Source organism: Prevotella sp. HMSC073D09, from assembly GCF_001814145.1.
GTDB lineage: Bacteria > Bacteroidota > Bacteroidia > Bacteroidales > Bacteroidaceae > Prevotella > Prevotella conceptionensis.
Window position 1 is genome coordinate 9,074 of record NZ_KV815098.1, and the last position, 24,558, is coordinate 33,631.

Genomic DNA, 24,558 nt, shown 5'->3' on the forward strand with positions numbered 1-24,558 from the left:
CAGTGCGTTTTGATGCTAAATGCAAGGTAAAATGCCGCTAAACGCAGTGCAAAATGCTGCTAAATGTGAGCCGAAAAGCATAAAAATACACTCAAATGGCATAAATAAAACCTCTTCGAACCATTAAAATATGGCTCAAAGGGGCAAAATAGGCATTAAAAAGTGGGGTTTTAGGGGCTAAAAGTGGGTAATTGGGCTTGAAAAATTACGAGCCTGCAACCAAACTAGAAAGGCAAAATGGTGCAAAATGAAGGCAACATGCTTAAAAATGGACCGAAAAAGGATTCGACAAAACTGAAAATAGGGGCAAAATGTATGCTTAAGAGCATTTGTTTCTTCTAGAATGATGTGCCACACAGAGTGTGTTTTGTAAAATAATAGCAACATATTTAACAAAAAGAAATGACTGAAATATAGTTTGAAAGCGATGCTCATCGAGCGGATTGAGGATAAAGGGTGTGCGTAGTAGTACATGTTGGCCTTGTTTTCTTCACTAAGCAGGGTAAAATCAGTATGAAAACGAAAAAACAACTTGTTTTGCGTACAATACGAACTTTTATGCTTAACTTTGTAAAAACATTCAACTTAATCTATCCATGAAGATACGTTATGTGGTATTTTTGCTCGTTATGATATGCTTTCTCCCATCGGTGGCACAAAATGAAACAAGATGGGAGGAATATTATCAGCGGTGGTTGGAGAACAATGAGCAGATGGAAGAGACCAATGCCGATGCGTATGAAACCTTATCCGACTTGCAAACACATCCCTTAAACCTAAATACCGCCACGCGCGAAGACCTAGAACGCCTGCCTTTTCTCTCGGCACAGCAGGTGGAAGGCATCTGCGAATACCTTTATCACTATGCACCCGTGCGCTCGCTTTCCGAGTTGGCGTTGATAGAAACTATTGATTATGATACGCGACTGTTGTTGCAATGCTTTGTTTACGTGGACGACAACAAGCGTCAAACCTTCCCCACCCTACGCAACATCATCAAGTATGGCAAACACGAAGTGGCGGGCGAAGTGAAATTTCCCTTAACGGGGGAGTCGTCTGCAAGCAAAAAGCATTTGGGTTACGATGTTCGGCATTGGCTAAGATATGATTTTCACCTTGGCGAATACGTCAAGGCTGGGCTATTGGCATCGCAAGATGCAGGCGAACCCTTTTTCAGTAATCGCAACAAAGGGGGCTACGACTTTTATTCTTTCTATCTGTTGGTGCGCAAACTTGGCAGAATTAAGGCTGCAACCGTGGGACGTTATCGCCTTCGTTTCGGCATGGGTCTGGTGATAAACAACGACTATGGCTTTGGTAAACAGGCATCGCTAGCCACATTAGGCAGAACAACGGGGCACGTTCGGGGGCATTCGTCGCGGTGGGAAGGCAATTATTTGCAAGGCGCGGCAGCCACAGTGAACCTCGCTAAGGGGCTAGACCTATCGTTATTTGGTTCGTATAGGCATATCGACACAACCCCAACGAAAGACGGAAACGCCATAAAAACGATATTGAAGACAGGCTATCACCGCACCAAAACCGAACTGGCGCACAAACACAACGCCTTACAAGGCGTGGCAGGCACAAACTTGAACTTCTTACACAATGGGTTTCACATCGGATTAACGGCACTGTACACCGCATTTAACCACGAACTGCGCCCCGATACAGCACAAAGGTTCCGCAAATTTGCTGCCCGTGGCCGACAATTCTTTAATGTGGGCATTGATTATGGCTATCTAAGCAGGCGGCTAACGATAGCAGGCGAAACGGCAATAGACAAAAATCAGGCACTTGCCACCATTAATATGGTCACCGTCTGCCTATCGTCGAGATTGGATTTAAGGCTTGTTCAGCGTTTTTATTCCTATCGTTATCAAGCACTTTTGGCGCAAAGTTTTAGCGAAGGAGGACGCGTAAACAATGAAAGCGGCTTGTACGTTGGTGCTAATTGGCAACCGGCACAAGGTTGGTTGATAAGTGCTTATAGCGATTATGCTTATTTTCCGCAGCCCCGTTATCGGGTGTCCACCGCATCGACAGCGTGGGACAACATGCTTACCGCCACTTTTGCACGCGGAAATGCAACCTGGACAGCACGTTACCGGTTTAAAATTAAACAAGAGAATGCGGCTGGTAGCCACCAGGTTATCGATAAGAAGGAGAATCGTTGCCGACTGGCCTACAGCCTAACTGCGGATAATTGGCATGCCAAGATACAGGCCGACGGCGTAATGATACAAGGTAATGGCCTTAAAAGCGGATGGATGACTAGCCTTTGCGGTGGCTGGCAATCGGTCAAAACAAAGCTAGATGCTGTTGTTGGCTATTTCAACACGAACAGTTTCGACACAAGAATTTATACCTACGAACGTGGATTGCGTTATAATTTCCTTTTTCCCTCGTTCTTTGGTAGGGGCTATCGGGCTGCATTGTTGGGACGAGTGGCGATAAACAGCCACCTGCTGCTCTTGGCCAAGCTGGGTTTTACGCACCGCTTTTATATTCCGAAGGCTAGACCTAACGCCCTTTCCACCACACAGAAAGACCAGGCAGATGCCGACTTGCAACTTATTTGGAAACTATAATTGGGGCTAGACATCTTTTCCATAGCTTATAAGTTGGCGAACGATGAAGGCTTTTGGTGCATTTCGCATGCGAAGAACAGGCCTTTTGCTGTGCACATGGTACATCGATACGGCATTTATGGCACGGCAATATAACGCAATGTCAAAAATTAATCCTATCTTTGCAGCAGGCAAGTGCGATGAGTTCATTTTGTTCGGCAGTTGATGGTGTGCCAGAGATATGGAAACAACATTGACATTGCAAAGCCTTGTTGACACGAACTTTTAAACAGAGAACGATATGAAAGAAAAACTGACGGAAGGGTGTATCATGCTGGTCTTTATCGCCTTTGTTGTCTTGGGCAGCACAATGGCCGTTGAAATGTTCCAGCAGGGCGCGTGGGTTAAGGGCATAATTTGCGTGTTGGGTGCACTGTTTTTCGGTTTCCCATTGTTTGGCCTGTTTCTCCCCTCTGCGGAACCAGATACGATAACGTTACCGTTTGTGCCACGAGTAGATTTGCCTACGGATAAAGACTCGTTACGTGAACTTGCGAAAATGCTTGCTGGCGAAGAAGTGGACGTGATGCAGACTGTCGAGGAACTCCTTGAGTCGCCCGAAGCTTTCTATTCAGCACAGATTACGCGTGACGGGTGGTACAATGACGCGTATGTCGAGACATGGGATTTGTATCATGACCAGCCAGACGTGTTGTGCAGCGAGGGGCTGCTCTTCGTGTTGGTAGAGGCAGAAGTCATTGCTATGTTTGACTGGAAAGAGGGGCTGGAAGAGTTTGTATGGCAGACGACAGACTTGAGACGGGCGCAGGCAAATAACTTGCCCGTGCCGCAGGAGCACTTTGATGAGCAGGCAGATATACCTCATTGGTGCAACGCACTCAACGAGCTTTGGCAGCCGTTGGGTTATAACGCGATATTAATCGACAGAGAAAGCGACGAATATGTTGTGGCTGTTGTGCCGTACACCCCGTCTCCTCAAATTGATGATATTCCATGCACAACACAAAGTTGATTAATCTTGTGGAGATTTCGCCCCCTTTCTCTTTAATATAGCTACTGAAATCTTTTGTCTCGTCGAGGCACTCAACACCTTTACGGTTGCGTTCCGCTCAGGTGTTTTTCATAGTTGTCTATTAACAAAAGAGACCTTTTGCATTTCTTATGTGTGAACATTTATGCCTCGTTCGTAGGGTATTTTAATTAGATTTTGTACTTTTGCAATTCGGCTATAAATGTTTAAACAGATGAGAAAAGTATTATTTATGCTCCTAACAGGTTTAAGTCTTTCCCAATATACGCAGGCTCAGAATGTAGAAATCAAGGTAATACAGACGAGCGACGTACACGGAAGCTTCTTTCCTTACGACTTTATCAACCGCCGCGACAAGAAAGGCTCGTTGGCCAGAGTGAGTTCGTATGTAAACGAAATGCGCAAGAAGTATGGCAAGAACGTTATCTTGCTCGACAACGGCGACATTCTTCAAGGTCAACCCACATGTTACTATTGCAACTTTGTTAAGCCCACGATGCCCAACTTGGCCGCATCGGTGGTGAACTACATGGGGTATGATGCGCAAACGGTGGGCAACCATGACATCGAAACGGGGCATCCCGTATATGATAAATGGATTAAAGAGGTAAAGTGCCCTATCTTGGGAGCCAACATCATCGACACCCGAACAAACAAACCTTATGTTCACCCTTATACCATCATTAAGCGCGATGGTGTGAAGGTGGCCGTACTGGGATTGCTAACGCCAGCCATCCCCAATTGGTTAAAGGAGAGTTTGTGGACGGGTTTGCGGTTCGACAACATGGTTAAATCGGCCAAGTATTGGGTGAAACACATCCAAACAAAAGAAAAACCCGATGTTATCATCGGCCTTTTCCATAGTGGGCGCGAAGGCGGAATACACACACCAGAGTATGATGAGGACGCTTCGCTGACGGTAGCACGCGAAGTGGAGGGGTTCGACATCATTCTTTTCGGACACGACCACACCCGTTACGCTGGTTGGGTAAAGAGCAATGCAGGCAAAGACGTGTTGTGCCTCGACCCTTCGTGCGATGCTTACATGGTGAGCGATGCTACTATCAGCATACGCAAGGCAAAGGGCAAGGTGGTGAGCAAGAAAATAACGGGCGACGTGATAGACATCACAGGGCAGCCCATCGACGAGAAGTATGTGCAACACTTCAAAGCCGACATTGATAGTGTAAATGCTTTTGTGAACAGAAAGATTGGGCGCTTTGAAAACACCATTTACACACGCGACTGCTATTTTGGCAGTGCAGCCTTCACCGACTTTATTCACGACCTGCAATTAAAGATAACGGGAGCCGACATTTCGTTTAATGCTCCGCTATCGTTTGACGCACGTATCAACAAGGGCGACGTGTATGTGAGCGACATGTTCAACCTATATAAATACGAAAATCAAATATATGTGCTTAAAATGACGGGCAAAGAGATACGCAACCATTTGGAAATGAGTTACGACCTGTGGGTAAATACGATGAAATCGCCCGACGACCACATCATGCAGATAAGCGAATGGGCCAAGCAAGACCGTCAACGGTTTGGCTTTAAGAATCTGGCATTTAACTTCGATAGTGCGGCCGGCATCATCTACGAGGTGGATGTAACCAAGCCCGATGGACAAAAGGTGAGGATATTAAGCATGGCCGACGGCACGCCGTTCGACGAAAACCGCTGGTATAAGGTGGCTATGAACAGCTATCGAGGCAATGGCGGTGGCGAATTGCTTACCAAGGGGGCAGGCATTCCGCGCGCAGAGTTGAAGAGCAGGATTGTATTTGAGAGCGAGAAAGACCAGCGTTTCTACCTGATGAACGAGATTGAGAAGGCCGGTGTGATGAATCCGCAGGCACATAACAATTGGAAGTTCGTGCCAGAAGAATGGACCAAACCAGCCATAGAGCGAGACAGAAAACTGATTTTCGGTAATTAAAACGAAACGTTAAAAACGAGTCTTACACATTATTATATATAGGCAAACCCCACAAGCGTGCTGCAAATGCCGCATACTTTGTGTGTACGCTTGCAGGGGTTGCCCTTTAATTGAAAACCAATGAAAAGCCTGTGGTTTGTATTTAAGCAATCGGAACTGCTGCTCGAACAGCTTGATGACCATACGTTCGGCATTCCCTTATCAGACAATCCGCCAACAGCCATCAATGCGCAGCAGAATGTACATGAGATGGAATGCACACCCGAAGGAATTGCCGTAAAGACATACGCAATAGACGACGCGACAACCATTCCCGACACTTGTACCTTCTGCGATTTAAGGCAGTCGTATTATAAACTCCCAAACAATCTCTATCTCATGGCAGGGAAGTGCCGAGAGATAAATTATTGGGATGCACAAACAAAGTTCTGTGGCGTATGTGGCGGTGCGATGAAGTTGCACACCAACATTTCTAAACGCTGCACAAGCTGTGGAAACGAAGTCTGGCCACAGTTGGCTACGGCTATTATTGTGTTGATATATAAGGGCGACGAGGTGTTGTTGGTGCATGCCAAGAACTTTAAAGGCAACTTCTTTGGCCTGATTGCAGGTTTTGTAGAGACAGGCGAATCGCTCGAAGAGGCCGTAGTGCGTGAAGTGAGAGAAGAAACTGGGTTGGAAATAGATTCGCTGCGCTACTTCGGCAGTCAGCCTTGGCCCTACCCCATTGGGCTGATGGCTGGTTTTACGGCGCGATATAAAAGCGGAAACCTCCGCTTACAAGAAGAGGAACTGTCGGCTGGCGGATGGTTTCATCGTGAAAGACTTCCGCAAATACCCGAAAAACTAAGTCTTGCACGCAAGCTGATAGACCATTGGTTGGAACAATTCGGCCAATAACCAGCAAGCAAGATGTGGCCTAAACGAGGGCTTTCATCCCAAAGTAACACGCCACAAGCGACAAGAAAACGCGCCATTCAACTATGCTATCCCAAGAAATTGTAGTAACTTTGCATGGCATTTTTTCAATTGTTGCAACATATTATACATCTGCATATAAATGGATAACCACAAGATTCCACTTCTGGGGCATACGCTCGACGAGCTGAAAGCCATTGCCGTAGACAACGGTCTGCCTGCATTTGCAGGCAAGCAGATGGCTGTTTGGCTATATGACAAGCATGTGGACACCATCGAAGAGATGACAAACATCTCAAAATCAAATAGGGAAAAGCTAGCACAACGCTACGAAATAGGTGCCGCGAAGTTTATCGATGCACAATATTCTAAGGATGGAACCATAAAATATCTGTTCCCAACAGAGAGCGGTAAGTTTGTGGAAACCGTGTATATACCCGACCGCGACCGCGCCACGCTGTGCGTTTCGTGTCAAGTGGGCTGCAAAATGAACTGCCTTTTTTGTCAAACAGGCAAGCAAGGCTTTGAGGGAAACCTAACAGCCAAAGACATTCTCAACCAAATTTACGCCCTACCCGAACGGCAAAAGCTGACCAACATCGTGTTTATGGGTCAGGGAGAGCCGATGGACAACCTAGATAATGTACTGAAAGTAACGCAAATACTAACGGCCGATTATGGTTATGCTTGGAGTCCGAAACGTATAACGGTAAGTAGTGTTGGCGTAAAAGGTAAACTCAAACGCTTTCTCGACGAAAGCGATTGCCATGTGGCCATTAGCATGCACACACCCATACCCGAACAGCGTGCTAGCATCATGCCTGCCGAAAAAGGCCTGTCGATAGAAGAGATTGTTGAGCTTTTAAAGCAATACGACTTCACTCACCAGCGTCGGCTTTCTTTCGAATACATCATGTTTGGCGGCTTAAACGACACGCCACTTCATGCACGTCAGTTGGTTAAGCTTGTAGAAGGACTGGATTGTAGGGTGAACCTCATCCGTTTTCACCAAATACCCAATGTAAACTTGAACAATTCGGACGAGAAACGCATGGAGACATTTAGGGATTATCTTACCAACCACGGCGTGTTTACCACCATCAGAGCCAGCAGAGGACAAGATATATTTGCCGCTTGCGGACTTCTCAGCACCGCTAAAAAGATTGCAGGCAGAGAAAACAGCGGCGAACACCAATAAATAAAGAACAAAGTAAAAACCTATGGACGACAATAAACTTCGTATAGCCATAACCCAAGGCGATGCTAACGGCATTGGCATGGAACTTATTTTCAAGACCTTTGCCTCGCCAGAGATGTTCGAACTTTGCACACCCATCATCTATGGGTCGCCCAAAGTAGCTGCTTATCATAAGAAGGCACTTAACCTTGATGTGAATTTCAGTATCATTCAGCATGCTTCTGAGGCCAAACCCGAACGGCTTAACTTGCTAGCCGTTTCGGACGAAGAGGTAAAGATTGAGTTTGGAGCACCCAGTGAGGCTGCCGCTGCCTTAGCACGCAAAGCCATAGACAGGGCTGTTGCCGACTGTAAGGCAGGCATTGTAAACGCCATTGTAAACGCCCCGATAAGCGAAAAACATTTCTTCGCCGCCCAAGAACACCCCACTGGCTTGTCGCAATACATGGCCAAGCAACTGGGCGAAACGAATGATACGTTAGAAATGTCGCTCAACGAATGTTTGCGCATCACTACCCTTTCGGGCGAATTGGCCATAAAAGACGTGGCTAACGAAATAACGAAAGAACGGATTGAAAGCACGGTGCGCCTATTGCACAACTCGTTGCGCCGCGATTTCATGATTTCCATACCACGAGTAGCAGTCTTGGCACTTAACCCAACACTGGAAGACCAGCCTTGTAAGGAAGAACAAGAGGTGATAGCACCAGCCATCAAGCAACTTATTGCCGAGGGATACACGGCCTTTGGTCCTTATCAAGCCGACAGTTTCTTTGGCAATAGAGAGTTCGACACATTCGATGGCGTGCTAGCCATGTATCACGACCAAGCCATGATTCCCTTTAAAGCCCTTTCGTGCGAGGGTGGCGTAAGGCTTATCACAGGACTTTCTGCCGTCGTTACCTCAACCGATGATGAGGCGTTAGACGTAAAGGCTGGGCAAGGCGTAAGCAACGAAATGGCTTTTAGGCATGCTATCTACTTGGCCTTAGATGTATTTAGGAACAGGAAAGCATACGACCAGCCTTATAAGAACCCACTGAAAAAGCTCTATCACGAGAAAAGAGACGAGAGCGACAAGGTGCGTTTCAACGTGACGAAAAAGAAAGAGGGCAACGAAGAGCAGCAACCTAAATAAAAAGGGATGAAGAAGAAATATCAAAACGGCTTTTTCATCTTTGGCTTGGTGCTGCTCGGCATCATGGTAACGCAACTAGACTTTGCTGAGGTATGGCGTGGATTAAAACACACCGGCTATTGGTTCTTTGCTGTTTTGGCTCTTTGGATGGCGTTGTACGTACTCAACACCTCGGCATGGTACATCATTATCAAAGCCGGACAAGGACAAGAAACGGTGCATCCAACTACAAACAACAGCCGCATTAACTTTTGGTGGCTGTACAAAGTTACAGTTTCGGGCTTTGCCTTAAACTACGCTACACCTGGTGGGTTAATGGGTGGAGAGCCCTATCGCATCATGTCGCTTGCGCCAAAGATAGGTACCGAGCGGGCATCCTCTTCGGTTATACTCTACGCCATGACCCACATTTTCAGCCATTTTTGGTTCTGGCTTGCCTCCATAGCCTTATTTTTCCTCACCCAACCACTCACATTGGGCCACCTCACCATTGTTCTGGCTAGCTTGGTGTTTTGCTTTTTGGGGCTTTGGTTCTTCATGGTAGGCTACCGCAAAGGGCTTGCGTTCAGGGCAATGCGCCTACTTTGCCACATACCATTTGTTAAACGGTGGGCATTATCGTTTATCGAGAGAAACAAAAAGCAGCTAGACACAGTAGACCAGCAGATTTCTGCGTTGCACAAACAAAACCGTACCACCTTTGTTACGGCCGTATTGCTGGAACTAAGTTGCCGCATCATCTCTGCACTAGAAATTTATTTCATCCTCTTAGTCATCATGCCCGATGTCAATTACGTACAATGTATACTGATATTGGCCTTTACCAGCCTTTTCGCCAACCTGCTTTTTTTCATTCCTTTGCAGTTAGGCGGACGCGAAGGAGGTTTCCTCATGTCGGCTTCGGGGCTGGGTATATCATCTAGTTCGGGCATATTTGTTGCATTGATTGTACGTGTAAGGGAACTGATATTTACAGGCTTAGGACTTCTTTTAATTAAGTTCGACCGCTCTACACCCAATGCCGACCTGCAAAAATAGATTTATTTGCAAAGTCGTTGTCAACTCCTTAGTAGCCTGATTTCGTGCTTTTTAACGATTATAAAACCCGAAATGAATGTGCACAAACTTATAGGCACTTGAAGATTTAAAGGCATTAAACGCACAGAAACTTACAAGCTAACAGGCATAGAAACTTAAAACAATAATGCCGAATTTCGTTAATCTTCTATATTTCTGCCCTTTCTTCGGCTATTTTTTCGTAACTTTGTTGCTCCTATGAATACGACGGAACTACAAAAGATAAAACAACGGTATAACATTGTGGGCAACTGCGATGCCCTGAACCATGCCTTAGACGTTGCCATGCAGGTTGCGCCAACAGATTTGTCGGTACTAATCATAGGCGAAAGCGGTGTAGGAAAGGAGATTATTCCACGCGTTATTCACGACAACTCACCCAGAAAACGCGAGAAGTATTTCGCGATTAACTGCGGTTCGATACCCGAAGGCACCATCGACAGCGAACTTTTCGGTCACGAAAAGGGTTCGTTCACGGGTGCTATTGGCGAAAGCGAGGGCTATTTTGGCGTTGCCAACAATGGAACGATATTCCTCGACGAGGTGGGCGAGCTGCCTATGGCCACACAAGCAAGGCTTCTTCGCGTGCTTGAAACGGGCGAATACATCAGGGTTGGCGGTCAGCGCATCATGAAAACCAACGTGCGCATCGTAGCCGCAACCAATGTGAACATGCGAAAAGCCATCAGCGAAGGGCGATTTAGGGAAGACTTGTTCTATCGACTGAACACCATTCCCATACAAATGCCACCTTTACGCGACCGCGGAAACGACGTTATCTTGCTTTTCCGCCTTTTCGCCATGCAGATGGCAGAGAAGTATAAGCTGCCCAAAATATCTTTAACGGAAGACGCTAAGGCCTTGATGCTGAAATATAAGTGGCCAGGAAACGTGCGTCAACTTAAAAACATCACTGAACAAATATCCATTTTAAGTCGCGAACGCGAGATAGATGCCACGCACTTGCAGAAGTTCATCCCACAAGACCCGGAGAGCACGCAGCTTGCGCCCGTATCTTCTACAGGTTCACACTCGTATGAAAGCGAACGCGAGTTGCTCTATAAGATACTCTACGAGCTTCGGGGCAACGTGAGCGACCTACGCAGAGAGGTGTCGGGACTGAAAAAAAAACTGGACGACGGTGTTGCCTTAGGTACAGAATTGCCTGGTTACTCTTCGTCTATCGCCGCATTGAACACGAAGAATTACGACACATCCCCCACCCTAGCCGCCATCCATTCGCCACAACAAGCACCCCTTACAAATGGGTTTGTTGAGGCCGAAGAGATAAACGAGGCCGACAACGAAAGCCTAAACCTAAACGACTTAGGCCGGCAAATGGTGGAGAAAGCACTTGAAAGGAACGGAGGAAACAGGAAAAAAGCTGCCATAGAGCTTGGCATATCAGACCGAACATTGTATAGGAGAATAAAGCAGTATGGATTGGAAAGCAGTAAATAGGCTGGCATTAACGCTCGTACTCGGCACTTGCGTGCTGTGGGCATGCTCCGTTTCGTACAAGTTTAACGGAGCCAGCATTGATTACAGCAAGACGAAAACCATACAGATTGCCGAATTTCCCAACCGAAGCAGCTACGTGTGGGGACCTATGGCACCCATGTTCAACAACCAATTGAAGGACATCTTTGCCAACCATACACGCCTAACGCAGGTTAAACGAAATGGCGACTTGCGTATAGACGGCGAAATTCTGCAATATTCGCAGCGCAACAAGTCGGTGTCGAGCGAAGGATATTCGGCACAAACGGAACTTTCCATGACGGTTAACGTGCGTTTCACCAACACAAAGAACCAGAAGGAGAACTTTGAACGCCAGTTCACCGCTAGCGCGACATACGAAACAACCTTGCCTTTAAGTGCCGTACAAGAGCGATTGGTGAGGGAAATGGTGAAAGACCTAACAGACCAAATATTCAATGCCACCGTGGCTAATTGGTAAAGCCACAGAACTAACCAACGCAAATGATGAATTTAACGCAACTTATCAATCATCCCGAAGTGCTAGACAAGGAGACGCTCTACGATCTCCGAAGCATCGTTGCGCTACATCCGTATTATCAGCCAGCCAGGTTGATGATGCTGCAAAACCTTTATATTCTGCACGACCCCACTTTCGACGAGGAGCTTAGGCGCGCATCGGTATATCTCACCAACCGCAATGTGGTGTTCGAGATGATTGAAGCCTCACACTATAAGCTCAAAACCGAAGACCGCCGAACAACGCGGCAAGAGCAGACCGACGGCAACGAGAGTCGCACAATATCGCTTATCGACAATTTCTTAGACTCGTTGCCCGAAGACAAAGAGCAGGAAACGCAGAAAAGTCGGCGCAAACCTACACCTGCTGATGCCGCAATAGACTATGTGTCTTATTTGCTCGAAATAGAGTCGGAAGAACAGGAAAAGCCCCAAGAGACTCCACAACTGAAAGGGCAAATGCTCATAGACAACTTCATTTTTAATGAAGGAGGGAAGATACAGCTGAAAGACGAACCCGAATTTACGCCCGTTGTAGAAGACAATACGACAACTACAACGGCGGCGGAAGGTGATGGATATTTCACAGAAACATTGGCAAAGATATACATACGACAAGGAAAATTTGAGAAGGCGCTTGAAATTATTAGGCGACTAAATTTGAATTATCCAAAAAAAAATGTTTACTTTGCAGACCAAATACGTTTCTTAGAGAAATTGATAATAAATAACAAAAACAAATAGAAAAGTGATTTTTATCCTTTTTGTAGTAGTTGTCGTCATAGCTGCCCTGCTAACAGTTGGCAATGAATAACAAAAGATAGATAATAAAATAAATAACAAAAACAAATAGAAAATGATTTACAGTCTTTTTGTAGTACTTATCGTCATCGCAGCAGTGCTGATGATTGCCATTGTACTCATTCAAGAGTCGAAAGGTGGAGGCCTTTCGTCGCAATTCTCTTCGTCAAACTCTATAATGGGTGTACGTAAAACAACCGATGTTGTTGAGAAAACCACATGGGGATTGGCTATCGCTATGGTTGTGTTTAGCGTTGTGTGTGCATACGTTGCGCCCAAATCGTTGGCTGAAACGAGCGTTCTCGAAAAATCAGCAACTGAAACGCAGACCACAAACCCCAACACCACACCTGGTTTTGGCGCAGGTTCGCAAGCCCCTGCTGCACCAAGCACGCCTGCTCCTGCTACACCAGTGAAGAAATAATAGGAAACAAAAGCAGCATACGTTTCTATAACGTAGCTGCCCTATTCGTTAGAACTCCCATTGACGGCCATGTTGTCAATGGGAGTTCTACTTTTTTAGGGAGTTATACTTTTAGGTTGACAACAATACGACAGACGTTAGAACATTCTGTGCGAGACGAATACGGAACAATGCGACCATTAAAATTAAACGAGTCAACCTAACGCCAAGCCCCCCATTTTAAAGCTAATTCTAAAACAACGTGGAATTGCAGAACCAGCCTTAAATAGGCTGTAATAATCCGCAAGTGCGGATTATACAGCAACAAGAAACCTTCGTTTGATCCTAAACAGGGGTCAACAACAGGCTAAACCCCATAGGGTGCCAGCCCAATTTTGTGTCTATTTCGTTTCCAACAATATTTTCTTCTTGCCTTGGCGCGCCTCAAAATATGGGTATTCGTCGCGCAAACAGATGTCATCGTAAACAAAATCTGCCACAACAGTATCGTTACCATCGGGCAAAATAAGTCCCATCTTACCATCTTTCTGCGCAATAATGGGCATTAAGCACAAATCGTCTACATACGTATAGCAACGGCGTAAGAAGTCGTACTTGGGCGAAACAAGCACATTTCCGTCGCCATCATTAATGCCAAACTTGCCATCTACCTCCACAACTTCGTGATAGCGCAGGTATTTCGACTTGATGCGATTAAGGTAATACACCATTTTTCGCCTATTGTTAACCAACGTTAGTAAATAATCGAACGTGTCGCAGTAGTTAGCCATAGCTCTTGTTAGCACGATTTTGAAGTCGAGTCCGCTCGTAACTTTCCTGTTAAGGTCGATATATCTGGCAATGGCCACTTCCTTTTCAGGTATCGACAACGTGGAAAGCTGTGCCTCAAACTTGTTCATGATGTCCTTGCTACCCGACATTCCTTTTATATATCGATGAATTTGGCGGCCCATTTCATCACAGACAAATTTGTCAATACGTTCCTCTTCGATTGGGTCTACATACGTTGCTTCGAAGTTTTCAAGTGTAATTCGTTCCATGATTATCTCCTTTTTCACAAAGGTATCACATTTATTTAGGTTTCCCAACGGATTAAACATTTTTTAATGATAAAGATATCAAGATACACTGGTCATCATTGTTCGCAAAATGAACAGCAAAAGAAACACACGATGTGAACCTCGTTCACAGACTTATAATGAAGTGGGCTGACTTTTAATATCTCTGTAAATTGAGGGGGTGAGTTTCTCATCTTAGTGGTGCCAACACAAGATAAACACCCCTTTTATATACTAAGTGCAGCACACAATTAACTCACTGGCCTACAAAATCACGAAAACCCAACAACTCCCAAACACATCAACTCATCAATTTTCAAACTCAAGAATTGATAACCCCATCAACTTAGAAGCCCATCAACTCATAAGCCCACAAAACCATCAACTCACAAGCTCAACAACTCATAAGCTCAAAAAAATCAACTCACAAAATCATCAACTTACAAACTCAACTTCTCATGAACTTACAAACTCATCAATTGACAAACTCAACAACTCACCAACCCATCAACTCGAAATCTTAAATTATTATTTTTTATTTTACAACACCACGCTATTTCTCATTCCATTCTAGGCAAAACATTAGCCCAAAAGTAGGCAAATTGCCACTATTTCTAACCTTTCGCGCCTTTCTTCTTGTCTATTTTTAAGAATACGAAGTGCATTTTGCCCCATTTTGCCTTTCTAGTTTGGTTGCTGGCCCAGATTTTTTTAAGCCCAATTACCCGCTTTTACCCCCCTAAAACCCACTTTTTAGCTGCCATTTTGCCCTTTCTAGCCCTGTTTTTAATGGTTCGGGAGGCTTTTATCTATTGCATTGCAGTGTATATTTATGCTTTTTGCCTCGCATTTTGCACCATTTCGCACTGCATTTTGCACCATTTTGCACTGCATTTTGCACCATTTTGCACTGCGTTTAGCGGCAAAACGCACTGCGTTTAGCGGCAAAACGAACTGCATTTAGCACCAAAACGCACTGCATTTAGCGGCAAATAGTCCCCAAAATGGTGCAAATGACGGTTTCCTTAAATAAAAATACATCTTGCCTGCATTTATTTCCAATCCCTTTTTCATCAAAACCAACCTTCGCGAGAATCGATTTTTTGCAAAGGTGGACGATTGGTGAACGAAAAGGCCACTCTGGATGTTAAATTTTCCACCTAAAACTTGACAAAAAAACGATTACTCCGCGTACACGCGTATGGGAAACAGCACGGAAAGTACGTACGCTTACGGACTGCCAGCGCGAGCGGTTGCAGGGCATCCTGCTCACGTCCAACGGAAACAGCATCATGCAAACGCAGAAGTAATCTGTCATTGGCAACCAGTTTTCAACTTGTAGAGAATGCTTTGAATAACTTCCGTCTGGTCACCTTTTGAGACATAACCACGTTTTACCACAGACAGATGGGGCAAGGTTTCAAAGATTATTGTATCTTTATCAAGTACTTCGTATATGAGAGGAGTGTTTATCTTGCTTTAATTTTCGCAACACAAAAATAATAAACTCCTCTCAATTGATATTATAGAAATGCTAAAAGTCAAGATGACTTCAGCGTTACATTCCACATAAGGAAGAATGAAAATGCCAATAAACTAGAATTGATGCTCGTTACACTTGAACGCATAAACGAGGCCAAATAAGCAACAATCAAACAAAGAAAGGCCGATTTATCAACGTTTTTCTGCACATATCAATTTGCATGCAACATTGCGCATAGCGAAACAAAACGATTAGCCGAAAACAAAATACAAGGCATTACGACACGCCTAGGGCTAACATAACAACAATTAGAAAAGTGCGGCTGCATACAGTCGCACTTTTTTAGGCAAATAAATACCCGAAAAAGGCACGCATTAGTAAATTAATTCATATATTTGTGCTTGTCTTACAAAATACCGATATTGATACTAACGTTTAACAGATACATTCTAGCATGAACAATGTAAAGCAACTTGTAGAGTGTGTGCCTAATTTCAGCGAAGGCCGCAACATGGAAATCATTAACCAGATAACCAGTGTTATCAAAGAGGTTAAAGGTGTTAAACTGCTCGATGTCGACCCTGGAGAGGCCACCAACAGAACGGTGGTAACCTTTGTGGGTTGCCCAGACGTGGTGGTTGAGGCCGCATTCTTGGCCGTGAAAAAAGCAGGAGAACTTATCGACATGCGCCAACATCACGGCGCACACCCACGAATGGGTGCCACCGATGTGCTGCCACTCATCCCTGTGGCTGGCATAACGCTCGAAGAATGTGCCGAATTGGCACGCAAGTTGGCCAAACGCATTGCCGACGAGCTGCAAATTCCTTGCTATTGCTACGAGGCTGCTGCCTTCACACCTGAAAGACAAAATCTTGCCGTATGTCGACAAGGCGAATACGAAGCACTCGCCGAGAAACTGACTACCGAAGGAAAGCAACCCGACTTTGGGGCACGCCCCGTTGACGAGCGTGTTCAACGTACAGGCATTACCGCTGTTGGTGCGCGTAATTTCCTCATCGCAACCAACTTTAACCTTAACACAACCTCCACACGCCGTGCCAATGCCATCGCTTTCGACGTGCGAGAGAAAGGCAGACCCGTTCGCGAAGGAAACCCTATAACAGGAAAAATCAAGAAAGACGAGAACGGGAAAACCATCAACCAACCAGGAACGCTTAAAGCGACAAAGGCAATTGGCTGGTTTATCGATGAGTACGGCATTGCCCAAGTGTCGATGAACATCACCAATATCGACGTTACCCCACTCCACATTGCTTTCGACGAAGTGTGTCGTTGCGCACAAAATCGAGGGATAAGGGTTACAGGAACGGAGATTGTTGGCCTTATTCCCAAACGCACACTCGTCGAGGCTGGCAGATATTTCTTGGAAAAACAAAACCGTTCTACTGGCATTCCCGAAGAAGATGTTATCAAGATTGCCGTTAAGTCAATGGGACTAGACGACCTCAAACCTTTTAATCCGCGCGAAAAAGTGATTGAGTACCTTTGCGAAGAAGAAGGCAATAAAAAGCTGGTAGACCTCACCGTTGAAGGCTTTGCCAAAGAAACCTCACGCGAATCGCCTGCTCCTGGCGGCGGAACTATCTCTGCTTACATGGGCGTTTTGGGTGCCGCCTTGGGCGCAATGGTGGCCAACCTATCTAGTCATAAGCCCGGATGGGACGACCGTTGGGAAGAGTTTAGCCATTGGGCAGACAAAGGACAGGAGATGATGCGCAACTTGTTGCACCTTGTAGACGAAGACACGGAGGCCTTCAACCGCATTATGGCAGCTTTCGGACTACCCAAGAAGACCGATGCCGACAAGCAAGCGCGTACCGATGCTATACAAGCCGCCACACTTTATGCCGCACAAGTGCCATTGCAAACGATGAAAGAGTCGTTCCGCGTGTTCGAGTTGTGCAAGGCAATGGCCGAAACAGGCAACCCCAACAGCGTGTCCGACACTGGCGTTGGCGCCTTGGCCGCTCGCGCAGCCGTGTTGGGAGCTGGCATGAACGTGAAGATTAATGCCGGTTCGCTTATCGACAAAGAGGTGAGCAACAAACTTATTGCCGAGGCAAACGACCTTATCGCAAAAGCTAACGCAGCCGAAACTGAGATTGTTGCCATCGTAGAATCAAAACTATAATGCGTTTGCAGGTGGGCTTTTTGCCTGCCTGCATTTCGCCTTTATGTGCTAAACGGTGCGCAAGGTGTAACCGCTACACCTTATATATAAGTAGGTAAGAATAAAACTAACCAACCACTATGACCCTTCAAGAATTCCAAGCAGACCTCCGTGGTGGTATTCCCCACGTGCTGCCCGAACCACAAGCTTACGACAATAGCGTAAGTCATGCCCCAAAAAGAAAGGACATCCTTTCGGCAGAAGAAAAGAAATTGGCACTAAGAAACGCGTTGCGCTACTTCCCCAAAGAACTACATGCACAGCTGTTGCCCGAATTTACGCAAGAGCTGAAAGATTATGGCCGCATTTACATGTACAGGCTACGCCCGCGTTATGCCATGCACGCTCGTCCGATAAACGATTATCCGCACCATAGCACGCAGGCAGCAGCTATCATGATGATGATACAAAACAACCTTGACCCTGCCGTGGCGCAACACCCACACGAGCTTATCACTTACGGAGGTAATGGTGCCGTATTCCAAAACTGGGCGCAATATCGACTCACCATGCAGTATCTTAGCGAGATGACCGACGAGCAAACACTCGTAATGTATAGCGGACATCCCTTAGGTTTGTTCCCCTCGCACCCTAATGCACCGCGCGTTGTGGTAACAAACGGCATGGTTATCCCCAACTATTCTAAGCCCGACGACTGGGAAAGGTTCAATGCGCTGGGCGTAAGTCAATATGGACAAATGACTGCTGGCAGCTACATGTACATCGGTCCACAGGGCATCGTGCACGGAACAACCATCACCGTACTTAACGCTGCCCGCAAAGTGTTCGGCAAAGAGAAAACCCACAAGATGCCACTCTTTGTTTCATCAGGTCTAGGTGGCATGTCTGGTGCTCAACCCAAGGCAGGAAACATCGCTGGCGTAGTAAGTGTTGTGGCCGAGATTAATCCGCATGCGGCAGAGAAGCGTCATGCGCAAGGATGGGTAGACGAACTTCACTACGACTTAGACGAACTTATTCCCGCCATTAAGAAGGCCGTTGAAGAACGCCGCGTGGTTTCCATGGCATACGTTGGCAACGTGGTAGACCTTTGGGAACGCCTTGCAAAAGATAACGTGCAGGTGGACTTAGGTAGCGACCAAACTTCTTTGCACAACCCCTATGCAGGCGGATACTATCCCGTTGGCATGTCGCTCGAAGAGTCGAACAAGATGATGGCCGAAGACCCAGATACATTTAAAGAGCGCGTTTTCGACTCGCTCCGCCGACAAGTGGCAGCCATTAACAAGCTAACGGCGCAAGGCATGTACTTCTTCGACTATGGTAATGCCTTCCTATTGATGTCTAGCCGTGCAGGAGCTGATATCATGAAAGATGCCCAACACTTCCGTTATCCCTCGTATGTGCAAGACATCATGGGACCAATGTTCTTCGATTACGGCTTTGGACCCTTCAGATGGGCTTGTACTTCGTGCTTGCCTGCCGATCTCGAACTAACCGACCAGCTTGCAACCGAGGTGCTAACCGAACTGATGGACAAGGCAACCGACGACATACACGGACAGTTGGCCGACAACCTTCATTGGATTCGCGAGGCTGGTCGCAACAAATTGGTTGTAGGTTCGCAAGCGCGCATCCTCTATGCCGACTCCGAAGGACGCATACGCATAGCCTTGGCGTTCAACAAAGCCATACGCGAAGGCCGTATTAGCGCACCCATCGTATTGGGACGCGACCATCATGACGTTTCGGGAACCGACTCGCCATTCCGCGAAACGAGTAACATCTACGATGGTTCACAATTCTGTGCCGACATGGCCGTACAGAATGTTATCGGCGACTCGTTCCGCGGTGCCACATGGGTAAGCCTTCACAATGGTGGCGGCGTTGGCTGGGGCGAAGTTATCAATGGCGGTTTCGGCATGGTACTTGATGGTAGCGAGGCCTGCGACCAACGCATCAGGCAGATGCTTTTCTGGGATGTAAACAATGGTATAAGCCGTCGTTCGTGGGCAAGAAACAAAGGCTCGATGGACGCTATCAACCGAGAAATGGAGCGCACGCCCCACTTCAAAGTAACGATGCCCAATCTCGTAGACGATGAATTGATTGACAACATTCATTTTTAAACCCCATATCACGACCAACATCATGACACATCAAATCTCTGCCGACCATCTTACAATTGAGAAAATCGGCGAAATTATTTATAACAACCACAAAATTGAACTGAGCGACGATGCACGCAAGCGCATCATTAAAAGTCGCGAATACCTAGATGCACGCATTGCCAAGGAAGAAAATCCCATCTATGGCGTAACAACCGGTTTCGGTTCGCTGTGCAACGTGTCGATTAGCAAAGACCAATTGTCGCAATTGCAAGTTAATCTTATCAAGTCGCACGCATGCGGAGTGGGCGAACGTCTGCCCAACGACATTATTAAGATGATGCTTTTGCTTAAAGTTCAGTCGTTAAGCTATGGTTTCTCCGGCTGCAAACTCGACACCGTTGAACGACTCGTCGACATGTTCAACAACAACATCTACCCCGTAATACTCGAACAAGGTTCGCTAGGCGCATCGGGCGACCTCGTTCCCCTAGCCCACATGAGTCTTCCCTTGGTAGGTCTAGGCGAAGTAGAGATGAACGGCGAAGTTGTTTCGGGCGAGGAAATGAACCGACGAATGAATTGGAAACCCATCGAATTGGCTAGCAAAGAAGGACTTGCACTACTCAACGGCACGCAGAACATGAGCGCACAAGCCGTTTGGGCCTTGCTTAACGCACAGCGTTTGAGCGAATGGGCCGACGTTATCGCCGCTATGTCGCTCGATGCTTTCGATGGCCGCATCGAGCCTTTCACCCACGCGGTGCATGCTGTTCGTCCCCATCAAGGACAAATTGAAACGGCTGCACGTTTCCGCCAACTGCTCGAAGGCAGCCAACTCATCGCACGTCCCAAGCAACACGTACAAGACCCCTACTCTTTCCGTTGCGTACCACAAGTTCATGGCACAGTGAAAGACACCTTGCGCTACGTCTATTCGGTGATAGACACAGAGATAAATTCGGCTACCGACAATCCCACTGTTTGTCCCGACGAAGACCTTATTATCTCGGCTGGCAACTTCCACGGCGAACCCATCGCCCTACCTATGGACTATCTCTCCATTGCCATGAGCGAATTGGCCAACATCAGCGAACGCCGCATCTATCGTTTAGTGTCGGGTTTGCGCGATTTGCCTAGTTTCCTTGTGGCCAAACCAGGCCTTAGCAGCGGCTTTATGATTGCCCAATACACGGCCGCCTCGGTGGTAAGTCTTAACAAGTCGTATGCCGTACCATCGTCTATCGACAACATTCCCTCGTGCCAAGACCAAGAAGACCTTGTTAGTATGGGTGCAAATGCTGCCATCAAGCTACGCAAGGTGGTGGCCAATACCGAGCGCGTGCTGGCTATCGAACTGTTCAATGCAGCCCAAGCACTCGACTTCCGTCGCCCGCTTGTGTCTTCTCCCGAACTGATGAAGGTACACGAGGCCTATCGAAAGGTTGTTCCATTCATTGATGTAGACGTGGTGATGTACCCCTACATCGAAGAGTCCATCCTGTTCTTACGCAAATAATAGCCGATGGCAACCACATTAATCTATAACATAGCGACCCTTGGCGGCATCGACCGTAAGGGTCGCTTGCGCCTACAAGGTAGCGAAATGGCTCAATTCGAAACGCTAGACAATGCCTATCTGCTAATTAAAGATGGTAGGATAGCCGACTTCGGTTCGATGGAAAGCTTACCACAGCTTGCAGCCGACGTGAAAAGAGTAGACGCCGAGGGCGGAACGGTGATGCCATCGTTTTGCGATTCACACACGCACATTGTCAATGCAGGCAGCAGAGAAAATGAATTTGTCGACAAAATCAACGGCTTGTCGTATGCCGAAATTGCCAAACGTGGCGGTGGCATACTCAACAGTGCCGACAAACTGCACGAAATGAGCGAAGACGAACTGTTTGAACAATCGATGAAACGTGTTCGCGAAGTGATGCTCAAAGGCACGGGCTGTGTGGAAATAAAGAGCGGATACGGCCTAAACACCGAAGACGAACTGAAAATGCTCCGCGTTATACGCCGTATCAAACAGAACTCGCCACTTAAAGTGGTATCCAATTTCCTTGGTGCACATGCTGTGGGCAGAGCGTATGCAGGCCGACAAAGTGCTTATGTAGACCTCGTTGTGAACGAAATGATACCTGCCGTTGCAGCAGAAGGGCTTGCCGACTTTGTAGACGTGTTCTGCGACGAGGGCTTTTTCACGCCCGAAGAAACGGGGTGCATTCTGAAAGCCGGTGCGAAATACGGCATGCGTGGCAAGATACACGGACAAGAATTGGCACCAAGTGGCGGTGTTGAAGTGGCACTTAAACACAACGCCCTCTCCGTTGACCATCTGGAGAGCATGACTGACGAAGACATTGCCATGATGATTGGCACGGAAACGTCGCCTACAGCATTGCCTGGCACCTCGTTCTTCCTCAACATTCCCTTTGCACTCGTGCGCAAAATGATTAGTGCCGGCCTTGGTCCTGCCATCGCAAGCGACTATAATCCAGGGTCAACACCATCGGGCGACATGAAGTTTGTCGTGTCGTTGGCTTGCATCAAAATGCGACTTCTACCCGAAGAGGCGTTTAATGCAGCCACCATCAACGGGGCATACGCTATGGGGCTAAGTGCCGATTATGGTTCGATAGCCATTGGCAAGGTGGCAAACTTCTACATCACCCACCCCATTCCCTCTATTGCATTCATTCCCTACGCCTATACCACGCCCGTTATTCGTGAGGTATATCTCAACGGCGAACGGCAAAATTGACGAGCAATACAGCGGAGAAAACGTTCAGATTGACGTGTTGACAAGTGCCTATAATATAAAAGAGGAGCGTTCTAAATCCTTGATAAGGAACATCCCCTCTTCAACTTGTCAACACGTCAGCTGGAAAATAAGGCATCATCACCCACAATAACAAAAACAAAACCACACATGGCTTGTACCACAGACTTTGTTCAGTACGTTGTAGACCAATGTTCTACGGCAGGAGAAATAACGGTTAAGAAGATGTTCGGCGACTATGGCATCTATTGTAACGGCAAAATCTTTGGTCTGTTGTGCGATGATTGCCTTTACATCAAACCCACCGAGGCCGGCAAAAAGAAACTTAAATCCGTTGATTTACGCCCTCCATATCCTGGTGCAAAAGACTATTTCTACATTGCCGACCTAGAAGACCACGAGGTTTTAGCCGAAATTGTAAGGGAAACCTACAAAGAATTGCCCGAGCCCAAACCCTGAAAGAATAAATAAAGACGTTTCTTTCGGAACTTGAACACGGGCATAAGCAAGGGAAAAAGGTGCCATTACTGCTCGTTCCGAACAGTAAATGCAAGATTATTTTGCTGAAAGGCTTTGCATACGGGCGATGTACTTGCCTAGAATATCAAACTCCAAGTTCACCACCGAGCCAACTTTGATGTCGCAAAAGTTGGTATTTTCTCGCGTGTAAGGTATGATGGCCACCTTAAACGTGCATTCAGTGGGACTTACCACCGTAAGCGATACGCCATTAACAGTAACCGAACCTTTGTCTACCGTGAAATACCCACGCCCCACTTGTTCGGGATTAAAAGCATATTCGAACGTAAAGTAAGTTGAACCTTCCGCGTCTTCCATCGCTATACATGTTGCCGTAGTGTCCACATGCCCCTGCACAATGTGTCCGTCTAGTCGGCCATTCATCTTCATGGAGCGTTCAATATTCACCTTGTCGCCCACCTGCAACAGTCCGAGGTTCGACTTAATCAAGGTTTCTTTCATAGCCGTAACCGTGTAGTTTTCGCCATCCAACTCAACCACCGTTAGGCAAACCCCATTGTGCGCAACGCTTTGGTCTATCTTCAACTCGTTGGTGAAGGTAGACTTAAACGTAAAGTCGATATTCTCTTCATATCGTTTCATGGCCACTAGCGTAGCCATCTCTTCTACAATGCCTGAAAACATAATGCAACATCTTTAATTTGTAATTGTATAATGCAAATCACGAATTTCTAAGTCGTCTAGACTTTTAAAATTTCTACAAATTGAGAGGAGTTTATTATCTTTGTGCTGTAAAAACCAAGATAAACACTCCTCTCATGTACGAAGTACTGGACAAAGATACAACAAAATTTGAGATCTTGCCACATTTGTCGGTGGCAAAACACGATTGTGTTACTAAAAGTGACCTGGCGGAGGCCATTCGGTGCATTCTCTACAAGCTGAAAACGGTTGTCAGTGGCACATCATGAGGAAAAAGTAAAGAGCACTTCTTTATGTTTCTTTTTGTTCCTATGTCAACCTGGACATATTTGTGTCAAGACGCGAAAGGTTAACGTTTTCGTTAAGCCAAATGAACAACGTCGAACTTGCTCGGACATTGTCATGGCGAGAAAACGCACTTTTCGAGGAACGAGAAAAGAACGTTTTCGTTAAGCCAAATGAACCATGTCGAGCTTGATCAAACATTGTCATGGCGAGAAAACGCACTTTTCGAGGAACGAGAAAAGAACAATCAACTCGTTCACTTGTCCACTTGTCTTCTTACCAACCTGTCCACTCGTCAACTTACCAGCATTTGTCAACTTTTCAGTGAAAAATTTAACATTATAAGTACCCTTTCTGGTCACCAATCGCCCACCTTGCCGCA

18 protein-coding genes and 1 pseudogene are annotated in these 24,558 nt (G+C 46.5%); 16 read left to right on the top strand and 3 right to left on the bottom strand.

Annotated elements, in window-relative coordinates:
* The first annotated feature begins 596 nt into the window (after window positions 1-596).
* The 11 genes from HMPREF2955_RS08580 to secG all read left to right on the top strand — a co-directional run bounded on the left by HMPREF2955_RS08580 (window position 597) and on the right by secG (window position 13,117).
* The gene (locus HMPREF2955_RS08580) at window positions 597-2,591 is read left to right on the top strand and encodes a helix-hairpin-helix domain-containing protein (RefSeq protein WP_070722670.1); all 1,995 of its coding nucleotides are present in this window, start codon (window positions 597-599) and stop codon (window positions 2,589-2,591) included.
* A gap of 280 nt (window positions 2,592-2,871) precedes the next feature.
* Window positions 2,872-3,603: a DUF6630 family protein gene (locus HMPREF2955_RS08585; RefSeq protein ID WP_070722672.1), complete on the top strand. Its 732-nt coding sequence runs from the start codon at window positions 2,872-2,874 to the stop codon at window positions 3,601-3,603.
* A 220-nt stretch (window positions 3,604-3,823) separates the two neighbouring features.
* Complete coding sequence (locus tag HMPREF2955_RS08590) at window positions 3,824-5,563, top strand: bifunctional metallophosphatase/5'-nucleotidase (RefSeq protein WP_070722674.1); 1,740 nt, start codon at window positions 3,824-3,826, stop codon at window positions 5,561-5,563.
* A 120-nt stretch (window positions 5,564-5,683) separates the two neighbouring features.
* Window positions 5,684-6,463, top strand: a complete 780-nt coding sequence (nudC, locus tag HMPREF2955_RS08595; protein WP_070722676.1) for an NAD(+) diphosphatase — start codon at window positions 5,684-5,686, stop codon at window positions 6,461-6,463.
* Window positions 6,464-6,623: 160 nt separating this feature from the next.
* The gene (gene rlmN / locus HMPREF2955_RS08600; protein ID WP_070722677.1) at window positions 6,624-7,679 is read left to right on the top strand and encodes a dual-specificity RNA methyltransferase RlmN; all 1,056 of its coding nucleotides are present in this window, start codon (window positions 6,624-6,626) and stop codon (window positions 7,677-7,679) included.
* A gap of 22 nt (window positions 7,680-7,701) precedes the next feature.
* Window positions 7,702-8,817 (top strand): PdxA family dehydrogenase, encoded by a 1,116-nt coding sequence (locus HMPREF2955_RS08605; protein ID WP_070722679.1) that lies wholly within the window; start codon window positions 7,702-7,704, stop codon window positions 8,815-8,817.
* Window positions 8,818-8,823: 6 nt separating this feature from the next.
* The gene (locus HMPREF2955_RS08610; protein ID WP_070722681.1) at window positions 8,824-9,855 is read left to right on the top strand and encodes a lysylphosphatidylglycerol synthase transmembrane domain-containing protein; all 1,032 of its coding nucleotides are present in this window, start codon (window positions 8,824-8,826) and stop codon (window positions 9,853-9,855) included.
* 237 nt (window positions 9,856-10,092) lie between these two features.
* Window positions 10,093-11,355 (top strand): sigma-54 interaction domain-containing protein, encoded by a 1,263-nt coding sequence (locus tag HMPREF2955_RS08615; protein ID WP_070722683.1) that lies wholly within the window; start codon window positions 10,093-10,095, stop codon window positions 11,353-11,355.
* Window positions 11,333-11,854: an LPS assembly lipoprotein LptE gene (lptE, locus tag HMPREF2955_RS08620; protein WP_009229738.1), complete on the top strand. Its 522-nt coding sequence runs from the start codon at window positions 11,333-11,335 to the stop codon at window positions 11,852-11,854. Before HMPREF2955_RS08615 ends, lptE begins: the two co-directional genes overlap by 23 nt.
* Before the next feature lie 26 nt (window positions 11,855-11,880).
* Entirely contained in the window at window positions 11,881-12,636 is a 756-nt protein-coding gene (locus HMPREF2955_RS08625; protein WP_070722747.1) for a hypothetical protein, read from the top strand.
* Between the two features lie 112 nt (window positions 12,637-12,748).
* Window positions 12,749-13,117, top strand: a complete 369-nt coding sequence (gene secG, locus HMPREF2955_RS08630; RefSeq protein ID WP_070722684.1) for a preprotein translocase subunit SecG — start codon at window positions 12,749-12,751, stop codon at window positions 13,115-13,117.
* Between the two features lie 380 nt (window positions 13,118-13,497).
* Here secG and HMPREF2955_RS08635 read toward each other — a convergent pair whose 3' ends face one another.
* Together HMPREF2955_RS08635 and HMPREF2955_RS16870 are read right to left on the bottom strand one after the other, a co-directional pair.
* Window positions 13,498-14,157, bottom strand: coding sequence for a hypothetical protein (locus tag HMPREF2955_RS08635; protein WP_019188402.1), 660 nt, complete (start codon window positions 14,155-14,157; stop codon window positions 13,498-13,500).
* Between the two features lie 1,335 nt (window positions 14,158-15,492).
* Window positions 15,493-15,648 (bottom strand): annotated as a pseudogene (locus HMPREF2955_RS16870) (transposase); the annotation flags it as partial.
* A 464-nt stretch (window positions 15,649-16,112) separates the two neighbouring features.
* Here HMPREF2955_RS16870 and ftcD point away from each other — a divergent pair.
* From ftcD to HMPREF2955_RS08660, 5 genes are all read left to right on the top strand, one after another.
* Window positions 16,113-17,813, top strand: a complete 1,701-nt coding sequence (gene ftcD, locus HMPREF2955_RS08640; RefSeq protein WP_070722686.1) for a glutamate formimidoyltransferase — start codon at window positions 16,113-16,115, stop codon at window positions 17,811-17,813.
* A 119-nt stretch (window positions 17,814-17,932) separates the two neighbouring features.
* Complete coding sequence (locus tag HMPREF2955_RS08645; protein WP_070722688.1) at window positions 17,933-19,942, top strand: urocanate hydratase; 2,010 nt, start codon at window positions 17,933-17,935, stop codon at window positions 19,940-19,942.
* Window positions 19,943-19,964: 22 nt separating this feature from the next.
* The gene (gene hutH / locus HMPREF2955_RS08650) at window positions 19,965-21,440 is read left to right on the top strand and encodes a histidine ammonia-lyase (RefSeq protein WP_070722689.1); all 1,476 of its coding nucleotides are present in this window, start codon (window positions 19,965-19,967) and stop codon (window positions 21,438-21,440) included.
* A gap of 6 nt (window positions 21,441-21,446) precedes the next feature.
* Window positions 21,447-22,691, top strand: a complete 1,245-nt coding sequence (hutI, locus tag HMPREF2955_RS08655; RefSeq protein WP_070722691.1) for an imidazolonepropionase — start codon at window positions 21,447-21,449, stop codon at window positions 22,689-22,691.
* A gap of 168 nt (window positions 22,692-22,859) precedes the next feature.
* Window positions 22,860-23,168: a TfoX/Sxy family protein gene (locus HMPREF2955_RS08660; protein ID WP_070722693.1), complete on the top strand. Its 309-nt coding sequence runs from the start codon at window positions 22,860-22,862 to the stop codon at window positions 23,166-23,168.
* Window positions 23,169-23,264: 96 nt separating this feature from the next.
* On the opposite strand, the gene HMPREF2955_RS08665 is transcribed toward HMPREF2955_RS08660, so the two are convergent.
* On the bottom strand, window positions 23,265-23,873 hold the full coding sequence (locus HMPREF2955_RS08665) for a riboflavin synthase (RefSeq protein WP_070722695.1): 609 nt from the start codon (window positions 23,871-23,873) through the stop codon (window positions 23,265-23,267).
* Window positions 23,874-24,558 lie beyond the last annotated feature (685 nt).